We start from the raw sequence: 19,923 nt of genomic DNA, 5'->3' as shown, positions 1-19,923 counted from the left end.
GGGCGGCGCGGGTGCGGCGGGCGGGGCTGCGAGCACGGTCATGAGTCGTTCCTTCGGCGGAGCATGAGCAGGATGAGTCCGACGGCGACGAGGCACTCGACCACGATGAACACCGAGATCGCGCTGGCGTAGCCGTAGTCGGTATGCACGAACGCCGTCTTGTACATGTACGTGGTGAGCAGTTCGGATGCCTGTCCTGGTCCGCCGCCGGTGAGCAGGTAGGGGATGTCGAAGCCGCGCAGGGCGAAGGTTGTCGCCATGATCGTGGTCGTGATCCACACCGGGCGGATGTGGGGGAAGCGGATGCGCCAGAACACCTGCCACCAGGAGGCGCCGTCCAGGCGTGCCGCCTCTTCCAGCTCCTGCGGCACCGAGATGAGCGCGGCGTAGATGATCAGCATGTACAGGCCGGTGAAGCGCCAGCCTTCGGGGATCGACACGGCCGCGAGCACGGTCTGAACGGTGGAGAGCCACGCCGTCTGCAGCCCCTCGAGCCCCACCCAGGCGAGAACCTGGTTGATGAGGCCGACCGGGTCGAGCGAGTAGATGCGCTGGAACAGGAAGGCGATCGCGACCGTGGAGATGATCGCCGGCAGCAGGTAGAGCGTCTTCACGACCTCTCGCGCCCGCGGGAGCGCGGTGAGGAGGCTGGCTACGACCAGTGCGCCGCCGAGCTGCAGCACGAGGCAGATCGCGAGATACCCGAGAGCGTTGCCGAACGCGATCCAGAAGACGTCGTCGCGCGTGAACATCTTGATGTAGTTGTCGATGCCGACGAAGAGCATGTCCGTGATGCCGTCCCAGCGGAAGAAGCTGAGCACCAGCGACTGCAGGATCGGCAGCAGAACCGCGACGCCGTACAGCAGCAGCGGCGGAACGAGGAACACCGCGACCGACAGAGCCGAGCGTCTCGGCAGCATCGAGGTGCTCATGCGGGAGGAGCGCCGAGGCGGGCGCGGACGTACCGCCCCCGCCTCGGCTGTCAGGGCTTCAGCCATCGCTGTTCTCCGCGAGAGCGGCATCCATGGTCTCGATGAACTCGTCTGGTGTGATCTCGCCCTGCACCAGAAGGGTGAGCTCCTGCTGCAGGCGGGTGTTGGTCGCCGGGTCGAGCTGGGTGTCCCACGGCATCGCGATGGCCGAGCCGACGTCATTCGCCTGCTCGAGCGCCTTCGTGTAGAGCGGCGTGGCGCCGGCGGGAACTGTCGTCTCGACGTTCGACGTCGGCGAGAAGGCGCCGGTCTCCGCCACGAGTGCGGGGTACCGCTCGAGGGCGAAGGCGAGGAAGTCCCGCACGAGCGGGTCGTAGGTCTTCGCGTTCACTGCCATGCCGATGCCCGAGGGTGTCACGTACTCGTTGTCGGCAGTGGCCGCGCCGTCGATCGTGGGCAGCGTGAAGTAGTCGACCGCATCACGCACGGCGGGATCGAGCGCGTCGGTCGCGAGGTTGCCGAGTTCCCAGGTGCCGATGTTGTAGACGGCCGCCTTCCCCGACGTGAACTGCGCCTGTGCGTCGGCGTAGCCGGTCGCCGAGAAGCCCTCGGAGAAGCATCCGGCCTGTCCCAGTTCGTACAGCCACTCGGCGGCGGCACGGCCGGCAGGATCGGAGAACTTCGCCTTGCCGTTCTTGAGGTCCTGCACGTAGCCGGGGCCTTCGAGGCGGAAGGGGTAGTAGGCCATGTACCGCTCCAGCGGCCACTGGTCCTGGCCGTCGAGGGCGATGGGTGTGATGCCTGCAGCGCGGAGGTCGGTGCACATCTTCGGAAAGTCGTCGAGCGTCGCGGGGACCTGTACGCCGGCGTTCTCGAACAGCTCCGTGTTGTACCAGAAGAACTCGAGCTGGAACTCGAAAGGCACCATGTACAGCGAGCCGTCGTCGAAGCGCTGGTAGTTCAGAGCCGCCTCCCGGTAGTCGTCGGACAGGCCGAGGTCGTCGAGGAGCAGGTCGACGTCGACCATGCGACCCTGCCCGGCGAGCTTCTGGGCGAACGGGGTCGCGTCGGTGTCGAACAGCTCAGGGAGCTTGTTCGCCGCGGCCAGGGTCTCGTACTTCTGGATGTACGAGGGGCGGTCGGGTGTGGTGATCAGGTTGAGCTTGAAGCCGGGGTGGTCGGCGGCGTACTCGTCGGCGATCTGCTCCATCGCGGTGATCACTCCGCCGTCGGCAGGGCGCGACAGCAGCCACGAGATCTCACGAGGGACGATCTCGCCCTCGGGGTCGACGTCGGTCGGGTCGGCGCCGGTCGCGGCGCCCGTGCAGCCGGACAGGACGATCGCGGTCGCGGCGGCTGCGGCGAAGAACGCCATCCTGCGCGCAGGTCGGGTCATGGTCAATCTCCTTCGATTCATGATGCGGGTAACTGGTGGTGCGGTCAGGACAGAACTGCGGATGCCGTGGCGGATTCGGCCGCGCGGATGCTGCGATCGGCGCGTTCGTGGAGCGTGAAGCTCTCGAGGGTGACAGAGCCGTCGCCGGCGAATGCACCGACGCGGCCGGCGCGATGGTCGTAGAGGCGGGTGCTGAGCACGACGGCGTCGTCGACCGTCGCCACGCAGAGGTCACCGTCGACGATCACCTCGAGCTCATGCCGACCAGCCGGCAGGTGGACGGGTCGTTCGAGCTCGATCACGAACGGCACGTCGCCCGAGATCTGCCACTGCTCGGTGCCGGTCGAGCGACGGGGCCACCGGTCGAGGACGAGGCGATCGCGCCGCGGTTCGAGCCGGAGGGAGTACCCGCGGTCGCCGTCGGCGCTCGCACGCAGCAGCACTCCGCATTCGCGGGCGCCCTCGTCGATGTCGAACACGGCGGTGAGCCGGAAGGAATCGGGGGCGTCGGCGTCGGTCAGCGCGCTCGTGTAGCCGTCGGGGGCGCTGAGCACAGTGTTCGCCGGGAGGGCGGCCGCGCCGGTGCCGAAGGTCTCACGCAGTTCGCCGGCCGGGTGGAACGCGAGGGTTCCGTCGGAGCGCTGCTCGGCTTCGATCACAGAGAGCGTTCCCGCCCATTGCCAGGCGCCGTCATCGATCGAGCCCTCGCGGGAGGCGATCCAGCCGAAGAACAGTCGGCGGTCTCCGCGTGCTGCGGACTTGGCGGCGTAGAACGCGCGGCCGTCGAGGGTGTCGTGCTCCGGCACGATCCAGGGCCCGTCGACGGAGCGTGACATCCGGTAGCGGGTCGTGAAGGAGTCGCTGAACTCGGAGGCGACGAGATACCACCAGTCGCCCCATTGGAAGACCTCGGGGCATTCGTGGGCGACGCCTCGGCGCGGGTCCCAGAACGGCGCCGCCGGCTCCCAGGTGACGAGGTCTTGCGAGATGCACTGCGCGACGACGCCGCGACGACGGGTGGGACCGCCGACATGGCGGGCGGTGATGAGCATCCGCCAGACCCCGCGTTCCTCGTCGCGGAAGACGAAGGGGTCGCGCCAGTCGGCCGTCTCGTAGCCGGCCGTCGCACCGAAGGTGTGCTCAGGGTGACGCTGCCAGGTGGCCATGCCGTCATGGCTGGTCGCGTGCATGACGAGCTGCAGCGGCAGTCCGTCGACCCCGCGACGGTCGGGATTCTGACCCGTGTAGAAGGCGTGGTGCACGCCGTCGCCGCCCTGCACGATGCTGCCGGTGTAGATGTTGAAGTCGTCGGCGTCGTGGCCGGCGGACGCGATGGCCTCGCCCTGCTCGGCGAAGTCGACGAGATTCTCCGTCGTGATGCGGTGCCACGGCATCCCCTCTTTGGGGGTGCGTCGCGTCTCGTGCAGGTAGAAGAGGTGGAAGACGCCGTCTTCCTGCCAGGGGATGACATCCCCGACCCATCCGTCTTCCGGTTGGTAGAACCCTCGCTGGTCCATTCCCGTCCTATCGCCATTGGTTAATCGGTTACGCACGATGCTAGCGGGGGCTATAGAGATTGGTCAAGCGGTTAATCAGCGCGAGTCTTCGACGGGACGCACTCAAGCGGCATTCGACTCGTCAGCCTCGCGCGGCCAACCCCGGCCGCCCGCGGTGCGCCGCCCATTCGTCGGCGAGGATCGACATCCACACCTCGTCGACGTACTCGCCGTCGAAGGCGAAGGCGTCGCGCTTGATCCCCTCGACGACGAAGCCGACGCTCTCGTAGACGTGCTGGGCCCGCGAGTTGACCGCGTACACGTCGAGGCCGATCCGGTGCAGGCCGATCTTCTCAAACCCGTAGCCGATGATCAGCCGGGCGGCCTCGGTGCCCAGGCCTCGGCCGCGGCCCTCCGGCCCGATGAGCGTGCGGAAATTCGCCGAGCTGCTGTTGGCGTCGTAGTCGTTGAGCACGGCCTCTCCGACGAGTGCGCCGGTCGCACTGTCGATGATGGCCAGGTCGAGGCGTTCATCGACCTCGGTGCGGGTGGCGTACCAGTCACGCGTGCGTTCGTCGGGGACAGGGCACGCCTGCGCGATCTCAGCCGTCGAGGTGACCGAACCCGTGAGCCTGAGCACCTCGGGATCGGCGAGGATGATGCCCATCGCCTCGGCATCCGCCGCCGTGAACGGACGCAGCGTCACGCGATCGCCGTGCAGAGTCGGCTTCGGCAACCACGGGGAGGTCATAAGAGCGACGCTACCGGGGGAGCGTCGGGAAGCGCACAGCAGCCCCTCAACGAAGAAGACCCGGCCATCAGACCGGGTCTTCTTCTCGCTGTGCGCGAGGGGGGACTTGAACCCCCACGTCCATAAGGACACTGGCACCTGAAGCCAGCGCGTCTACCATTCCGCCACTCGCGCGAGCGTCTCGCTCCGAAGAACTCAACTTCCCAAAGATATCACGCGTTCCGGCCCGGCGAAAACTCGGCTCGACGAACCCCGCGAGACCCGTGTTCCCGCGCCGGAGGTCGTCCCGAAACCCCGATCTCGCAACCCGGCACAACCCCCGACGCCGTCCAGGAATCCGCCGCGCAACGGCGTTCACTCAGGACACCTGGCTACGATGTACCCACCGGTCGGCATGCCAGAGGAGCCCAGTGGGACTACTTGACAGCTTTGAGAAGGGTCTCGAGCGCGCAGTGAACAGCGCGTTCGCGAAGACCTTCCGCAGCGGCATCCAGCCCGTCGAGATCGCCTCGGCGCTGCGGCGCGAGGCGGACACGAAGGCGGCTGTCGTCAGCCGCGACCGCATCATCACGCCCAACAGTTACATCGTGCGGCTCAGCCCCGACGATGCGGAGCGGATGCTGGCACTCGGCGGAGCGCTGACCGATGAGCTCCACGCGCTCCTCACCACGCACGCGAAGTCCCAGGGCTACAGCTTCTCCGGCCCTCTTTCGATCTCGCTCGAAGCAGACGAGAGCATCACGACGGGCACCGTCCGCGTGACCTCGGGCACGGTCGAGGGCCGGGTCAGCTGGCAGGCCGTGGTCGACGTCGACGGACGCCGCCACGCGCTCACCCGCGCTCGGACCATCGTCGGACGCGGATCGGATGCCGACATCACGATCTCCGATGCCGGATCCAGCCGCAAGCACGTCGAGATCCTGTGGGACGGCGAGCGCGCGATGATGCGCGATCTGGGTTCGACCAACGGCACCAAGGTCAACGGCGAGAAGCTCCGCGAGGCGGCCCTGCCGACCGACACGACCATCACGATCGGTCGCACCGACCTCGTCTTCAAGATCGTCCCGATCACCGCTCCCGCACGGCCCGCGCGGCCGCGCGACGACGACGCGACCCGCGCCTTCGGAGTGATCTGATGGCCGAGCTTCCTCTTCTCCTGCTGCGGCTCGGATTCCTCCTGCTGCTGTGGTTCTTCGTGTTCGCCGTGGTCTACTCCCTGCGCGCCGACCTCTTCGGCGTGAAGGTGCGAAAGCTCCCGGCCGACCAGGCCGCCGCGGTCCCGGCACCCGCACCCGCCGCACCGGCGGCATCGAAGCCGGCATCCGCGAGGCCCTCGACCGGCCCCGCCACCGTCGCGACCGCCAAGCGACTCGTGATCACCTCCGGCCCCAAGGCCGGCCTCGAGCTGCCCGTCACGGGCGAGAGCCTGTCGATCGGACGCTCGAGCGAGTCGGCGCTGGTGATCCGCGACGACTACACCTCCAGCCATCACGCGCGGCTCGTGCTCCGTGGAGACACCTGGACGATCGAAGACCTCGACTCCACGAACGGCACCTACGTGAACGGCAAGCGCGTCACCGGCGCCGCCGTCTCGCTCTCCCTCGGCACGCCCATCAAGGTGGGCGCCACCACATTCGAGCTGAGAGCGTAAGGCCCCGTACGCATGGTCTTCGAGGGCTCGAGCGTCGCGATCTCCCACACCGGGAAGGTCCGCTCCAACAACCAGGACTCCGGATACTCCGGAGCGAACCTGTTCGTCGTCGCCGACGGCATGGGCGGCCACGCGGGCGGCGACGTCGCCTCGAGCATCGCGATCCACCGCATGGAGCCGCTCGACCAGGTCTACGCGTCGACCGATGACGCACAGGCATCGCTGCAGGCCGCCGCGACCACGGCCGCGGGCGATCTGATCCGCGCGGCCAAGGAGCGCCCTGAGCTCGCCGGACTCGGCACCACTCTCAGCGCCATCATCATGGTCGACGACTACGCCGTCATCGGCCACATCGGCGACTCGCGCATCTACCTCTACCGCGACGACGCGCTCACCCAGATCACCGCCGACCACACCTTCGTGCAGCGGCTCGTCGACTCGGGCCGCATCACGCCGGAGGAGGCGCGCTATCACCCGCGCCGCTCGGTGCTGATGCGGGTGCTCAGCGACATGGACGCCGACCCCGAGCTCGACATGTTCGTCATGCACACCCAGCCGGGCGACCGCTGGCTGCTGTGCTCCGACGGGCTCTCCGGTGTGGTCGACGAGGCGCACATCCTCAAGGCGATGCGCATGGGCGCCGCTCCCGGTCGCACGGCCGACACCCTGCTCAAGCAGGCGCTCGACGGCGGAGCCCCCGACAACGTCACGATGGTGCTCGTCGACGTCGGCGGTCAGCACGCGATCTCCTCGGGCACCCCGACCATCGTCGGATCGGCCTCGAACCCGGCGAACATCACGATCCCCGCGGCCCGCTCGGCGCTCAGCAACTGGCTGCACCCCGTACGCCAGGCGGCGAACGAGCCCAGCCACTTCGAACCGGCACCCGAGTACCTCGAGGAGCTCATCGAAGAGGACCGCCGACGCGCCAAGAGGCGACGCCTGGGCTGGATCGCCGGAATGCTCGTGGTGCTGGTCATGCTCGGCATCGCGGCCTTCGCGGCCTACAGCTGGACACAGACGCGCTACTTCATCGGCGCCGACGACGACAGCGTCGTGATCTTCCAGGGCGTGCAACAGAACATCGGGCCGATCACGCTCTCGACGCCGCTGCGCGACACCGAAATCCTGCTCGCCGACCTGCCCGAGTACCAGCGCCTCTCGGTCGAACGCACGATCACGGCCCGCTCGCTGTCTGATGCCGAGGCGATCGTCGCCCGCCTGCAGGCCGGCGCAGACGCGATCACCTCGCAGCAGACGCAGACCCCGCTGCCGACACCCGTGCCGACGCCGACGGAGGGTGCAGGATGAGCACCGACGTCGCCGCCGACACCAGCGTCATCAAGGCGCTCCGCAGCATCCGGATGCCGCAGACGCAGCGAAACCGCGAATTCGGTCTGCTGCTGTTCGCCACCGTGATCAGCGGTGCCTCTCTGACCCTGGTGCAGCTGGGCGCCCTCGGCGTGATCGACCCGATGATCCTCGCGATCGGCGGCGGCCTGGCCGCCCTCGCCTTCGCGCTGCACATCGTGCTGCGCGTAGTCGCCCGCGACGCCGACCCCTTCGTGCTGCCGATCGCGACGCTGCTCACGGGCCTCGGCATCGCGATGATCTACCGCATCGACATCGCGAAGGCCTACACCGGCTGGGATGCCTACTCGACGAAGCAGCTGGCGTGGACGGCGATCTCGCTCGCCGGGGCGATCGCAGTCGTCATCCTGCTGCGCAACTATCGCGTGCTGTTCCGGTACACCTACATCTTCGGCCTCACCGGCATCGTTCTGCTGCTGCTCCCGTTCGTCCCCGGGCTCCGCGTCGACGAGGCGAACGCCGCCGTCTGGGTGTCGCTCGGCGGATTCATCTCGTTCCAGCCCGGTGAGATCGCGAAACTCTGCCTCGCCGTCTTCTTCGCCGGCTACCTCGTGCGCACCCGCGAGAGCCTCACCTCGGTGGGAACGCGGTTCCTCGGCATCACATGGCCGCGCATGCGCGAGCTCGGCCCGGTCCTCGTCGTCTGGGTCATCTCGCTCGGCATCATCGTGTTCCAGCGCGACCTCGGCACCGGAACCCTCATCTTCGGCATGTTCGTCGCGATGCTCTACGTCGCCACCGGCAAGACGAGCTGGGTGCTCATCGGCCTCGGACTCGTGCTCGCGGGCGCCGTGGTCGCCACGCAGGTCCTCAGCTACGTGCACGGACGGTTCATCAACTGGCTGTTCCTGTTCGACCCGAAGCAGGTCGACCCCGACGGCGCCGGGTACCAGCCCATGCAGGGCCTGTTCGGACTCGCTCACGGCGGGCTCGTGGGCACCGGCTGGGGCCAGGGCCGCCCCGAGGTCACCCCGCTCGCGCAGAGCGACTACATCATCACCAGCCTCGGCGAGGAGATCGGCCTGATCGGGCTGTTCGCGATCCTCTGCCTGTACATGGTGTTCGTGAGCCGCGGCATCCGCATCGGCCTCGCCGGGCAAGACGACTTCGGCAAGCTGCTCGCCACCGGGTTGTCGTTCACGATCGCGCTGCAGGTGTTCATCATGGTCGGCGGCGTCACGCGCGTCATCCCGCTCACGGGACTCACCACGCCGTTCCTCGCGGCCGGCGGCTCATCGCTGGTGGCGAACTGGCTCATCGTGGCCCTGCTGCTGCGGATCTCGGATGCCGTGCGCTCCCAGCCGAGGATGGTGATCGGATGACCGCCATCCATAGGTCCCTGAGCCTGTCGAAGGGCGCTCCTCGCTCAGTGACCGCTGTGCACTCCACCCCAGGGGGCGTCGCATGACCAAAGAACTGCGCCGCCTCAGCATCGTGATGCTCTTCATGTTCCTGTCGCTGTTCGCTGCGGCGAGCTGGATCCAGGTCGTCGACGCCGATGCGCTCGGTCAGAACAGCAACAACAAGCGCACCCGTCTCGACAGCTACGAGATCCAGCGAGGATCGATCATCGTCGACGGCGTCGCGATCGCATCGTCCGTGCCCAGCGATGACATCTACCAGTTCCAGCGCGTGTACACGGATGCCGCGATGTGGGAGCCGGTGACCGGCTACTTCAACCCGGCCCTGCAGTCGGCGACCGGCATCGAGAAGGCGCTGAACGCCGATCTCTCCGGCACCGGCTCGAGCGCCTTCTTCTCGGAGATCGAGCGGATCGTGTCGGGTCAACCGCAGACCGGGCTCAGCGTCGAGCTGTCGCTGAACACTGCGGCCCAGCGGGCGGCCTACGAGGCGCTGCAGGGTCTGCAGGGCGCGGTGGTCGCGATCGAGCCCAAGACCGGGCGCATCCTCGCGATGGTCTCCACTCCTGGATTCGACACGAATCTCCTCGCCACGCACGACGCCGACGCGGCGAACGCGGCCTACGACCAGCTCGACGCCGACCCGACGAACCCGCTGTACAACCGGGCGATCGCCGGTGGCTTGAACCCTCCGGGTTCGACGTTCAAGATCCTCGTTGCGGCCGCCGCGTTCGCCACAGGCGACTGGACGCCCGACTCGACCCTGCCGAACCCCGCTCGCTACCAGTTGCCTCAGTCGAACAACACGGTCTCGAACGCGTGGGGAACCGCGTGCGGACCCGGCGACACCGTCACGATCGCCGAGGCGCTGCGGCTGAGCTGCAACATCCCGATGGCGGAGCTCGCGGTACAGCTGGGTGACGACACGATCCGCGAGATGGCCGAGAAGTTCGGCTTCAACAAGAGCTTCGAGACGCCGCTCACGTCGACCCCCTCGGTGTACCCGAGCGGCCTCAACGACCCCCAGACCGCGCTCACCGGCTTCGGGCAGGGGCAGCTCACGTCGACGCCGCTGCAGATCGCGATGGTCGCGGCCGGGCTGGCGAACGACGGAGTGGTGATGAACCCGCACATGGTCGATGCCGTGATCGGCAACGACCTCTCGGTCGTGCGCTCCTACGACGGCACCGAGTTCGCCAGAGCGACCGACAAGGAGGTCGCCGACGCGGTGACCGCTGCGATGGTCGCGAGCGTCAATACCGGAGCGGCGCAGGGTGCAAGAATAGACGGGGTCGACGTGGCCGGTAAGACCGGAACCGCGGAGAACGGAAGCGATCCGTACACGTTGTGGTTCACCGGCTTCGCGCCGGCGGACGATCCCGCGGTGGCGGTAGCAGTCGTCGTCGAGAACGGCGGCGGTAAAGGGCAGTCCGGATCCGGCGACACCATCGCCGCTCCGATTGCGAAGAAGGTCATAGAGGCGGTGCTGGGCAGATGAGACCGACGCAGGGTGTGTCGTTCGGTGGTCGCTACGAGCTGCAGTCGCGTATTGCGATCGGCGGCATGGGCGAGGTGTGGGAGGCGACGGATCACGTCATCGGACGCACCGTCGCCATCAAGATCCTCAAGGACGAGTACATGGGGGACCCCGGGTTCCTCGAGCGATTCCGCGCGGAGGCGCGGCACGCAGCACTCGTCAACCACGAGGGCATCGCGAGCGTGTTCGACTACGGCGAGGAGAACGGCAGCGCCTTCCTCGTCATGGAGCTCGTTCCCGGTGAAGCCCTCTCGACCATCCTCGAGCGCGACGGCGCGCTGAGCGCCGACAAGACGCTCGACATCGTCGCTCAGACGGCATCCGCTCTGCAGGCCGCGCACGCCGCCGGCCTCGTGCACCGCGACATCAAGCCGGGCAACCTGCTGATCACGCCCGACGGCCGTGTCAAGATCACCGACTTCGGCATCGCCCGCATCGCCGACCAGGTGCCGCTCACGGCGACCGGTCAGGTCATGGGCACCGTGCAGTACCTGTCGCCCGAGCAGGCGTCGGGCCACCCCGCCTCGCCCGCCACAGACACCTACTCGCTGGGCATCGTCGCGTACGAATGCCTCGCCGGCAAGCGCCCCTTCACGGGCGAGTCGCAGGTCGCGATCGCGATGGCGCAGATCAACGAGCAGCCGCCACCGTTGCCCCCGACTGTGCCGATCCCTGTGCAGAACCTCGTGATGGCGATGATCGCGAAAAAGCCGGCAGACCGCCCGTCTTCCTCGGCGACCGTCGCGCGCGCCGCGCAGGCGCTGCGCCGCGGCGACCTGAACTCGGCCGCCATCGCGGTGCCGGCGATCGCCACGGGCGGCGGAGTCGACGACGCGACGCGGATGCTGTCGTCATCCGATGACGACGGCGCGACCCGCATCCTCCCGACCACGGCCAGCCTGCCTGCCGACGGCGAGGTCGAAGAGCCCGAGAAGAAGAAGCGCAGTCCGTGGACCTGGCCGCTGGTCGCGCTGATCGCACTTCTCGTGATCGTGCTCGGCGGCACCTTGTGGGCGCTGTTCGGTCAGAACGCCGGAGGCGATGCCGACCCCACCACGTCATCGACCACGTCGCAGACGCCGAAGGACACCCCGACGCCGAAGCCGACCCAGACCGAGACGGAAGAGCCTCCGGTCAACGTCGACGGCCTGGGCCTCGTCGGTCTGAGCTGTGACGAGGCGACGCAGATCGCCACGGATGCCGGACTCCTCCCGGCCTGCCAGGACGGCTCGCCCGCATCCGATGCCAACCAGGTCGGAACGGTCGAGCGCGTGAGCCCCACGGGTCTTCTGCAGAAGGGCGACGCGATCGCCCTGTTCGTGTACACCGATCAGATCCCGATCGGCGCACCGACGAACGCACCGACGTTCTCGGCTGCGGCCACGATCATCGAGGGCGGCCAGGCGACGCTCAACTGGACCAACTTCACCTGCCCCTCGGGCACCAGCAATCTCACCGCCTATGAAGTCACGCTGACGAACGGCACCTTCGCCAACGGGACGCCGGTGAGCAGCTTCGACGCGAACACCCGCACCTCGACGTTCACGGTCGACACCGGCAAGGCCGGGCAGGTCGTCACGGCGACGTATCGCGCCTTCTGCGGCGAGCGTCCCTCCGACGTCTCGCCTCAGGGCCAGTCGTCGCCGATCCTTCCGACGCTCGACGGCGGCGGCGATACAGGCAACTAGAAGCACCGCGTCGTAGGCTGTTCGCACCGTCATCAGGTTTTCCAGGGGGTTTAGTCCGTGTCCACAGAGCCACGTGTTCTCGCGGGTCGATACCGCGTCGACGAGCTCATCGGTCACGGCGGCATGGCCAAGGTGTACCGCGGGTTCGACCTGACTCTGGGGCGCGCCGTGGCGATCAAGATCCTCGATCCGGAGCTCGCACGCGACACCGCGTTCCGCACGCGCTTCCGCCTCGAGGCGCAGTCGGCGTCGCGCATGTCGCACCCGTCGATCGTGCGCGTCTTCGATGCGGGTGACGAGGCCGACCCGCAGGCAGGCTCAGGGGCCCCGTCCGGGACCGTCACCCCGTACATCGTCATGGAGCTCATCCACGGCACCCTGCTGAAGGACATCATCTCGGCTGGACCCGTGTCGGTCGACGACGCCGTGCGCTACGTCGACGGCATCCTCGAAGCCCTCGACTATTCGCATCGCGCCGGTGTCGTGCACCGCGACATCAAGCCGGGCAACGTCATGGTGACCGAAAAGGGCCAGGTCAAGGTCATGGACTTCGGCATCGCCCGTGCCGTATCCGACTCCTCATCGACCGTCGCCGAGACCACGCAGATCATCGGCACCGCCGCATACTTCTCGCCCGAGCAGGCGAAGGGTGAGCCCGTCGACGCTCGCGCCGATCTGTACTCCACGGGCGTCGTGCTCTACGAGCTGCTCACGGGACGCCAGCCGTTCCGCGGAGAATCGCCGGTCGCCGTCGCCTATCAGCACGTCAGCGAGACGCCGCTCGCGCCGAGCGAGGTCAACGAGGACTCCCCGGGAGCCCTCGACCCGATCGTGCTGCGCGCCCTCGCGAAAGACCCGTACCAGCGCTACCCCGACGCCGCGCATTTCCGCGCCGCACTCGACGCCGCTGTCGAGGGTCGTGCACCGAGCCGCAAGGAGATCGGCGCGCTCACCAGCGAGCTGTACGGCCCCAGCCCGAAGCAGGCTCAGGAGACCGCCCGTTCGCTGCGCCAGCTGTCGGCCGACACGACCATGACACGCACGCAGTCGGGCCCTCCGGTCGCGTGGATCTGGGCGGGCGTCGCGCTGCTGGCGGTGCTGCTGACCTCGGTGCTGTTCTGGGTCGTCTCGATCAGCAGCCCTGATACGCCCTCGACCTCGCGCACCGTGCCCAACGTCGTCGACATGTCGTCGGAGCGCGCGCAGAACGCGTTGAGCGAGCTCGATCTCACCGCCAAGCTCGTACTCGAATCGAGCTCGGAGATCGTCGAGGGCAACGTCATCCGCACCGATCCCCAAGCCGGCGTCGCGGTCGCCGAGGGAGACGAGATCACCGTCTACGTCTCCTCGGGCAAAGAGACCGTCGTCGTGCCGACTCTCGTGGGTCTGTCGCTCCCGCAGGCGAAGGACGCACTGTCGGCCGCAGGTCTGCAGCTCGGCACCGTGATCCAGCGCAACGACAAGAGCCTTCAGGCAGACACGGTCATGGAGGCGAGCGAGAAGGCGGATGCCGAGATCGCCCCCGACACCGTCGTGAACCTCGTGGTCGCGAGTGGACGCGTGACGCTCACGGATCTCACCGGCTGGACGGTGGATGCCGCGACCCGGCAGCTCGAGCAGATCGGGTTGGCGGCCCAGCCCACCGAGCTCACCGACTGCCCCGCGACCGACCCCGCGACCGTCATCTCCATGTCGGAAGCACCGGGCGACATCGCGATCGGCTCGACCGTCGAACTGCGCTTCTGCGCGGCGCCCGCCGGGTAGTTCCGCCCTGCTCCCCGGTCGTTGAGCGAGCGAGCGAAGCGAGACGAAACGCAGCGAGGAAACGCAGTTCCAGCTGAAGTCGTGGGCGGAAACTGCGTATCGTCTCGGCTCAACGAGCGGGTGGCCTCAGCCGCGGGCGAGCGGATGCAGGGACTCGGCACGCGCGACGGCATCCGCATCGCCGACCGACGCCAGCCAGTTCGCGAGCATCCGGTAACCGCCCTCGGTGAGCACGCTCTCGGGGTGGAACTGCACCCCGAGAATCGGCAGTTCGGCGTGGGCGAGTGCCATGACGGTGCCCGTGCCGGTGCGTGCCGTGACGCGCAACTCGTCGGGCAGAGCCGATGCCGCGACGGCGAGCGAGTGGTAGCGGCCGACGTCGAACGGCGAGGGGATGCCGTCGAACAGCGCCGAGCCGTCGTGCACCACGGCCGAGACCATGCCGTGCATGAGCTCCGGCGCCTCCGAGACGACGGCCCCGAACGCCTCGGCGATGCACTGATGACCGAGACAGACTCCGAGCAGCGGCTTCCGCTTCTCGGCCGCGAGACGTACCGCGTAGATTGACGCACCGGCGTCTGCGGGAGCGCCGGGACCGGGGGAGAGCATGACGGCGTCGAACTCGGGAAAGAGTCCCTCGAGGCCCGCCGCATCGATCGCGTCCGCTTCGACCATCGAGACGTCGGCGCCGAGTTCGTGCAGGTAGCCGACAAGGGTGTGCACGAAGCTGTCGTGGTTGTCCACGACGAGCACTCGCGTCATTCGACGTCGACCTCACCCGGTGTGATGAACGGGCTCACCCAGGGGAAGACATACCAGAAGAGCGCGTAGAGCACGGCGGTCACGAGAACGAGCAGGATGAACAGCTTCAGCCACCACGGACCGGGCAGCAGGCGCCAGAGTGCGGCGTACATGATTCCTCTCGTTCCCTACACCGACGGCGCGGCCGGGGGCGGCGGCGGATCGGTCAGCGCCGTGGGCGGGCCCTCGGCGCGCGGCTGGAAGCTCTCGTAGACGCCGTACGCGACGATGCGCTCGGCGAGCGAGTACAGGGGAGAGCAGGCGGTCAGCGTGATGTAGCGCTCGCCGGTCTCGACGCCCGGCATCTGAGGCACGTCGAGCAGCACCTCGGTCTGGTTCGGCTTGACGTACTCAAGAGTGCGGAAGCGGTAGGTGAACCAACCGTCGGGCGTCTCGACGACGATCGCGTCGCCCACCTGCAGCTTGTCGAGCTGGTTGAACGGCTTGCCCCAGGTGGTGCGGTGCCCCGCCATGGCGAAATTGCCCACCTCGCCCGGCATCTTCGAGTCGGTGTAGACGCCGATGCCGAGGTGATCGAGGGTCTTCGCGCGGGTCGTGCCGCCGTAGATGCCCTTGTTGTAGTCCGCGCCGAAGCGAGGGATGAGCATCTGACCCAGCCATTCGCCTTCGGCCGGCGCTGCGGGGATCACGGGCTGATAGACGATCGTCCCGTCATCGGTCTTCTCGAACGGAGGAGGTTCGGGGGCAGGTGATGCAGCGAGCTGCTGCGAGATCGCGGCGCCCTCGTCGTTCTTCTGCGCGTTGATGATGATGTCGCCGATCCACATCTGCCAGGCGACGAAGAGCAGCACGATCACACCGGCCGTCAGCAGCAGTTCGCCGAGCACGCTGGTGACGGTCGCGCGCGAACGGGGGCGGCGTCTCTGCTTGCGTCGCTCCCCCGAGACGACGGATGCACTCATGGCGCTGATCCTATCCGGCATTGCTGTGCGCGTACCTCGACTGCCGGCGAACGCCCGATATGAAGGCCGGCGCTCTCATGGGTAGAATGTCGGCATGGCACGAGACCGCAAGATCGACGAACCCGAAGTGACGCGCGCCGAAGGCGACGCCGCGCCCAACGCGGTGTGGTTCAAGCCCGTGATGGTCGGCTTCATGCTGCTGGGCCTGGTCTGGATCCTGGTGTTCTACATCTCCGGCATGGCTTTCCCGATCCCGGGTCTCGGCAACTGGAACCTCGCGATCGGCCTCGGCATCGCGCTGATCGGCTTCCTCATGACGACGCGCTGGCGCTGACCAGCATCCTGAACTTCGAAGGCCCCTCGCACCGCGAGGGGCCTTCTTCGTTTCGTCGTCTCCCCACGCCCCGAGCGAGCGAAGCGATGCGACCCAATCCCCGTGCAGCGAGCGAAGCGATGCGTGAGGGCGCAGGGATGCTGTCAGCCGTGAGCATCGGGAGGGGCCCGCGAAGCGGGAGGGTCCCCGCTCTGCGAGCGGGGACAGCATCCCGGAGCCCGTCGGCGCAAAAACCCAGAGCGAGAGTTATCCACAGACCTCTCCACAGCTGGGGAGAATTACACCGGTGTTATTCACAGGGGTTGAAAACCCTGTTAACAACTCTCGATCAGGCGTTAAGAAGCAGTGGCCCCGCGACCAGTCCTGCAACGATCAACAGGATGGTGATAACCGAGAGCCAGATGATCTGCCAGGTGCGCTGTTCACGACGGCGTGTACGGGTAAGGACGAAGGCGACGAGGGCGCCGATCGCGAGCCCGCCGACGTGCGCCTGCCAGGCGATGCCCGAGACGAAGAATCCGTAGACGAGGTTGATGCCCAGGATCACCATGATGCCGGTGACGTTGGCGCCGATGTGGCGGCCGATGATGAGCAATGCGGCCATGAGACCGAAGATGGCCCCGGAGGCGCCGACCGTCGAGGTGCCCGGTGCGATCAGGGCGACGCCGACGGATCCGCCCAGGCCGCTGATCAGATAGAGCGCGAGGAAGCGTGCGCGACCGAGCATCGGCTCGAGTGTCTGCCCCAGCATCCAGAGGCCGAGCATGTTCAACGCGAGGTGGATGAAGCCTCCGTGCACGAACACTGCGGTGAGCAGCCGCCAGGGCTCGAAGAGGCGCGGGTCGAGGAAGACCGAGTTGAACAGCAGAGTGCTCGTGATCAGGTCGCCGGCGCCGGGGATCAGCTGCAGCAGTCCGATGAGCGACGTCACGGCCAGGAGCGCATAGGTGACGACGGGCTTGCCGCTGCGGGCGATGGCCAGGGAACCGCCACCGCGCCACCGGCGGGCCGCCTTCTTCTGGGCGGGTGTGCGGTTGTTGCGATCAGCCTTCATGCATTCGGGGCAGATCACCCCGACCGCGGCCTGAGTCTGGCACTCAGGGCAGATGGTGCGCATGCACCGCTGGCAGAGCGCGAAGCTCTGCCGATCCGGATGCCGATAGCAGAAGTTGTCGCGATTGCTCGTGAACTCGGGGCTCGTCATCCGGATCGGCTCGCTCGGCGTCAGGCCGCGACGATGTCGATCGACTGGAGGACGACCGGCTCGATCGGGCGGTCGCCCGCGGCGGTCGGCACGGCGGCGATGGCGTCTACGACGGCCTTCGACGCGTCGTCGGCGACCTCGCCGAAGATCGTGTGCTTGCCCTGCAGCCACGGAGTCGGGTCGGTGGTGATGAAGAACTGCGACCCGTTGGTGCCTTCGACCTGACCCGTGATGGCATTGCGACGAAGACCGGCGTTGGCCATCGCGAGGATGTAGGGCTCGTTGAAGTGGAGCTCCGCGTTGATCTCGTCGTCGAAGTTGTAGCCGGGGCCGCCGACGCCCTGACCGAGCGGGTCGCCGCCCTGGATCATGAAGTTCGGGATGATGCGGTGGAAGATGACGTCCTTGTAGAGGGGACCCTCGCCCGGCTTGCCGGTGGCGGGATCGGTCCATTCCTTGGTGCCGTCGGCGAGGCCGACGAAGTTCGCGACCGTCTTCGGAGCGTGATCGCCGAAGAGGTTGATGACGATGTCACCGTGGTTGGTGTGCAGGGTTGCGACATGAGAAGCGAGAACCATGCCCATATTCTCGCAGAGCTTTCGGTGAGTTGGCCGGGTCCTGGCACCAATCGGGCGATGACGCAAGGGGGCGGCGATTCCCTCCCCCCTTCCAGCCAGGCGTGGCAAGATGGGGAACCCGTACTCCAATGGACAGGAGAGCATCGTGAGCCTCAGCCGTAAGCGGAAGAAGGAACTGCGTCGTCTTCAGGAAGAAGCGACCCAGCTCTGGGAGAACCAGCAGGTGCTCGTCGGCCACGCCGCCGATGTGGCCCGCGAAGCCGGCCGCCAGCTCGGCCACTTCAACCGGGAGCAGGTCGTGCCTGTCGTGCAGGACACGTACAACCGCAAGGTGGCCCCGGTCGTCGATCAGGGCGTGCGCTTCGGCAAGCACGTCGTCGACGACAAGGTCGTCCCGATCGTCGGCGGTGTCGTGGGCACCGCGCTCACCGCGTGGGACATCGCGAACGCCAAGCGTCAGGGCATCGCACCTCGCGCGCGCGTCGTCGTTCCCGAGAAGAAGGGCCCGGGCCTCGGCTCGATCGTCGCCCTGATCCTCGGCGCGGCCGCCGCCGCCGGAGTGCTCTACGCCGCCTGGCAGGCACTGCGCGCCGACGACGAGCTCTGGGTCGCAGACGACCCGCTCGCAGCACCCGACGCGTGACAGACGAGTCGCACTCCCGGGTTCGGGATGCCGCGGCCGCCCGTGGTCTCGAGATCGAGATCCGCGAGCGGCCGAACGCGCGGAGCCTGTTCGAGGCGGCCGAGATCCTCGGCATCGACCCCTCCGGCATCGTGAAGACCCTCGTGGTCAAGCGTGCGGACGACACCTACCTGTTCGCCCTCGTGCCCGGGGGCCGGTCGATCTCGTGGCCGAAGCTGCGCGCCATCGTCGGAGTGAACAAGCTGCGTCTGCCCGAACCGGAGCTCGCGCTGGCGGCCACGGGTTACGAGCGCGGCACGATCGTGCCGATCGGCAGCACCACCGATTGGCCCGTGTACGCCGATGAGACGATCGTCGGTCAGCGCATCGCGATGGGAGCGGGCGCGCACGGGTACAGCCTGTTCGTCGAGGCCGATGATCTGATCGCCGCCTACGGCGCGACCGTCGCCGACATCTCGGCGCCCGAAGCTCCTCGGCCCGATCAGGAGCCGGCCGGCGCGTAGAGACCCGCCATGCGCAGCGCGATGTCGACGAGCTTGACCCGCTGCAGCTCCGCGACTGACTTGCGGGTGAACCACTCGGCCATGTCGGTCGAACCGTCGTGCTCGAAGCGCAGCTTGCCCCCGGTGACCTGCGCGCGGTAGACGATGCGCAGGGTGTGCAGGGGCGAATCGGATTTCTGCACGCGCTGGCTGGCGGGGATCACCCGGGAGTGGATGCCGAGAAGCTCGCCCACTTTGACCGTGTAGCCCGTCTCTTCGCGGAGCTCCCTGCGCACAGCGTCCTCGGGGGCCTCACCCGGCTCCAGCCCGCCTCCCGGCATCGTCCAGGCGACTCGTCGTCCGTCGACCCATCGCGCGAGGAGGATGCGGTCGTCGTCATCGGTGACGACGGCATATGCCGCGACGCGCATGTCCATGGATCACACAATATCCCGCGCCGCGACCCGCCGAGGGCCGTGTGACCGACGATCGATCACGAATCGAGAAGTGCCGGCGGCCGAGGCATCCGTACGCTGAAGACACCAACGACAGGAAAGGCCCATCATGGCTGACAACGAGAAGAACTTCACCGCCGAAGAACGCGACGCCATGAAGGCCGCCGCCGCCGAGAAGAAGACCGCGCGCTCCCGTGCGAAGAAGTCTCCCGAGGACGTCCGGGCAGAGGGTGAGGCTGATCTCAAGGCCGCCCTCGAGAAGCTGTCGGACTCCGACCGCGTGATCGGCGAGGGACTGCACGCCCTCGTCACCGAGGCCGCTCCGCACCTCGTCCCGCGCACGTACTACGGCATGCCCGCGTGGGGCAAGGACGGCAAGGTGCTGTGCTTCTTCCAGCCGGCCAGCAAGTTCAAGACGCGTTACGGCACGTTCGGGTTCGAGCAGCCGGCGAACCTCGACGAGGGCACGCTCTGGCCGGTGGCCTACGCGATCCTCGAACTCGACGACGCGAACCGGGCGTTCCTCGCTGAGCGGGTCCGACTCGCAGCCGGTTGA

The 19,923-nt window shown here is 67.7% G+C and carries 21 protein-coding genes and 1 tRNA gene; 11 read left to right on the top strand and 11 right to left on the bottom strand.

Annotated elements, in window-relative coordinates; genetic code table 11:
• Positions 1-38: 38 nt before the first annotated feature.
• The 5 genes from ACI3KT_RS10320 to ACI3KT_RS10300 all read right to left on the bottom strand — a co-directional run bounded on the left by ACI3KT_RS10320 (position 39) and on the right by ACI3KT_RS10300 (position 4,749).
• Entirely contained in the window at positions 39-920 is an 882-nt protein-coding gene (locus tag ACI3KT_RS10320) for a carbohydrate ABC transporter permease (RefSeq protein ID WP_404904065.1), read from the bottom strand.
• A 70-nt stretch (positions 921-990) separates the two neighbouring features.
• Positions 991-2,328 (bottom strand): ABC transporter substrate-binding protein, encoded by a 1,338-nt coding sequence (locus ACI3KT_RS10315; RefSeq protein ID WP_404904056.1) that lies wholly within the window; start codon positions 2,326-2,328, stop codon positions 991-993.
• A 44-nt stretch (positions 2,329-2,372) separates the two neighbouring features.
• Positions 2,373-3,845 (bottom strand): GH32 C-terminal domain-containing protein, encoded by a 1,473-nt coding sequence (locus tag ACI3KT_RS10310; RefSeq protein ID WP_404904054.1) that lies wholly within the window; start codon positions 3,843-3,845, stop codon positions 2,373-2,375.
• Positions 3,846-3,966: 121 nt separating this feature from the next.
• A complete protein-coding gene (locus ACI3KT_RS10305; RefSeq protein WP_404904052.1) occupies positions 3,967-4,575 on the bottom strand; it encodes a GNAT family N-acetyltransferase in 609 nt (202 codons plus the stop codon).
• Positions 4,576-4,666: 91 nt separating this feature from the next.
• Positions 4,667-4,749: transfer RNA gene (locus ACI3KT_RS10300), tRNA-Leu, on the bottom strand.
• A 236-nt stretch (positions 4,750-4,985) separates the two neighbouring features.
• Between ACI3KT_RS10300 and ACI3KT_RS10295 the strand changes: the two genes are divergently transcribed.
• From ACI3KT_RS10295 to pknB, 7 genes are all read left to right on the top strand, one after another.
• Positions 4,986-5,711 (top strand): FhaA domain-containing protein, encoded by a 726-nt coding sequence (locus ACI3KT_RS10295; RefSeq protein ID WP_404904050.1) that lies wholly within the window; start codon positions 4,986-4,988, stop codon positions 5,709-5,711.
• Positions 5,711-6,226, top strand: a complete 516-nt coding sequence (locus ACI3KT_RS10290) for an FHA domain-containing protein (protein ID WP_307293267.1) — start codon at positions 5,711-5,713, stop codon at positions 6,224-6,226. Before ACI3KT_RS10295 ends, ACI3KT_RS10290 begins: the two co-directional genes overlap by 1 nt.
• 12 nt (positions 6,227-6,238) lie before the next feature.
• The gene (locus ACI3KT_RS10285; protein ID WP_292906618.1) at positions 6,239-7,537 is read left to right on the top strand and encodes a PP2C family serine/threonine-protein phosphatase; all 1,299 of its coding nucleotides are present in this window, start codon (positions 6,239-6,241) and stop codon (positions 7,535-7,537) included.
• Positions 7,534-8,919, top strand: coding sequence for an FtsW/RodA/SpoVE family cell cycle protein (locus ACI3KT_RS10280; protein ID WP_404904048.1), 1,386 nt, complete (start codon positions 7,534-7,536; stop codon positions 8,917-8,919). The genes ACI3KT_RS10285 and ACI3KT_RS10280 overlap by 4 nt, the downstream gene beginning before the upstream one ends.
• A gap of 82 nt (positions 8,920-9,001) precedes the next feature.
• Entirely contained in the window at positions 9,002-10,456 is a 1,455-nt protein-coding gene (locus ACI3KT_RS10275) for a penicillin-binding protein 2 (protein ID WP_292910527.1), read from the top strand.
• Complete coding sequence (locus ACI3KT_RS10270) at positions 10,453-12,183, top strand: protein kinase domain-containing protein (protein ID WP_404904046.1); 1,731 nt, start codon at positions 10,453-10,455, stop codon at positions 12,181-12,183. The genes ACI3KT_RS10275 and ACI3KT_RS10270 overlap by 4 nt, the downstream gene beginning before the upstream one ends.
• Before the next feature lie 57 nt (positions 12,184-12,240).
• Complete coding sequence (gene pknB, locus ACI3KT_RS10265; protein ID WP_292910523.1) at positions 12,241-13,947, top strand: Stk1 family PASTA domain-containing Ser/Thr kinase; 1,707 nt, start codon at positions 12,241-12,243, stop codon at positions 13,945-13,947.
• Positions 13,948-14,073: 126 nt separating this feature from the next.
• Here the strand turns inward: pknB and ACI3KT_RS10260 are convergent, their stop codons facing one another.
• Genes ACI3KT_RS10260 through ACI3KT_RS10250 form a run of 3 tightly spaced genes read right to left on the bottom strand, consistent with a single transcriptional unit; the run spans position 14,074 to position 15,671 of the window.
• On the bottom strand, positions 14,074-14,709 hold the full coding sequence (locus tag ACI3KT_RS10260; protein WP_404904044.1) for an anthranilate synthase component II: 636 nt from the start codon (positions 14,707-14,709) through the stop codon (positions 14,074-14,076).
• A complete protein-coding gene (locus ACI3KT_RS10255) occupies positions 14,706-14,861 on the bottom strand; it encodes a hypothetical protein (RefSeq protein ID WP_292910519.1) in 156 nt (51 codons plus the stop codon). Before ACI3KT_RS10255 ends, ACI3KT_RS10260 begins: the two co-directional genes overlap by 4 nt.
• 15 nt (positions 14,862-14,876) lie before the next feature.
• Positions 14,877-15,671, bottom strand: coding sequence for a class E sortase (locus tag ACI3KT_RS10250; RefSeq protein ID WP_404904042.1), 795 nt, complete (start codon positions 15,669-15,671; stop codon positions 14,877-14,879).
• Between the two features lie 94 nt (positions 15,672-15,765).
• Between ACI3KT_RS10250 and ACI3KT_RS10245 the strand changes: the two genes are divergently transcribed.
• Complete coding sequence (locus ACI3KT_RS10245) at positions 15,766-16,005, top strand: cell division protein CrgA (protein ID WP_292910515.1); 240 nt, start codon at positions 15,766-15,768, stop codon at positions 16,003-16,005.
• Between the two features lie 328 nt (positions 16,006-16,333).
• Here the strand turns inward: ACI3KT_RS10245 and ACI3KT_RS10240 are convergent, their stop codons facing one another.
• Together ACI3KT_RS10240 and ACI3KT_RS10235 are read right to left on the bottom strand one after the other, a co-directional pair.
• A complete protein-coding gene (locus tag ACI3KT_RS10240) occupies positions 16,334-17,209 on the bottom strand; it encodes a rhomboid family intramembrane serine protease (RefSeq protein ID WP_404904040.1) in 876 nt (291 codons plus the stop codon).
• Between the two features lie 20 nt (positions 17,210-17,229).
• Entirely contained in the window at positions 17,230-17,787 is a 558-nt protein-coding gene (locus ACI3KT_RS10235; RefSeq protein WP_292910511.1) for a peptidylprolyl isomerase, read from the bottom strand.
• 145 nt (positions 17,788-17,932) lie between these two features.
• Here ACI3KT_RS10235 and ACI3KT_RS10230 point away from each other — a divergent pair, with 145 nt between their 5' ends.
• Complete coding sequence (locus ACI3KT_RS10230) at positions 17,933-18,430, top strand: DNA helicase (protein WP_307293238.1); 498 nt, start codon at positions 17,933-17,935, stop codon at positions 18,428-18,430.
• Positions 18,427-18,933 (top strand): aminoacyl-tRNA deacylase, encoded by a 507-nt coding sequence (locus ACI3KT_RS10225; protein ID WP_292910507.1) that lies wholly within the window; start codon positions 18,427-18,429, stop codon positions 18,931-18,933. Before ACI3KT_RS10230 ends, ACI3KT_RS10225 begins: the two co-directional genes overlap by 4 nt.
• On the opposite strand, the gene ACI3KT_RS10220 is transcribed toward ACI3KT_RS10225, so the two are convergent.
• Positions 18,912-19,349, bottom strand: a complete 438-nt coding sequence (locus tag ACI3KT_RS10220; RefSeq protein WP_292910506.1) for an NUDIX hydrolase — start codon at positions 19,347-19,349, stop codon at positions 18,912-18,914. The two genes, ACI3KT_RS10225 and ACI3KT_RS10220, sit on opposite strands and share 22 nt — an antisense overlap.
• Positions 19,350-19,476: 127 nt before the next feature.
• Here ACI3KT_RS10220 and ACI3KT_RS10215 point away from each other — a divergent pair, with 127 nt between their 5' ends.
• A complete protein-coding gene (locus ACI3KT_RS10215) occupies positions 19,477-19,923 on the top strand; it encodes a hypothetical protein (RefSeq protein WP_292910505.1) in 447 nt (148 codons plus the stop codon).

Source organism: Microbacterium sp. ZW T6_19, assembly GCF_044987465.1.
In the GTDB taxonomy this organism is placed as follows: domain Bacteria; phylum Actinomycetota; class Actinomycetes; order Actinomycetales; family Microbacteriaceae; genus Microbacterium; species Microbacterium natoriense_A.
The sequence above is the reverse complement of the archived record's forward strand: the minus strand, read 5'-3'. Positions and strand labels throughout refer to the sequence as shown.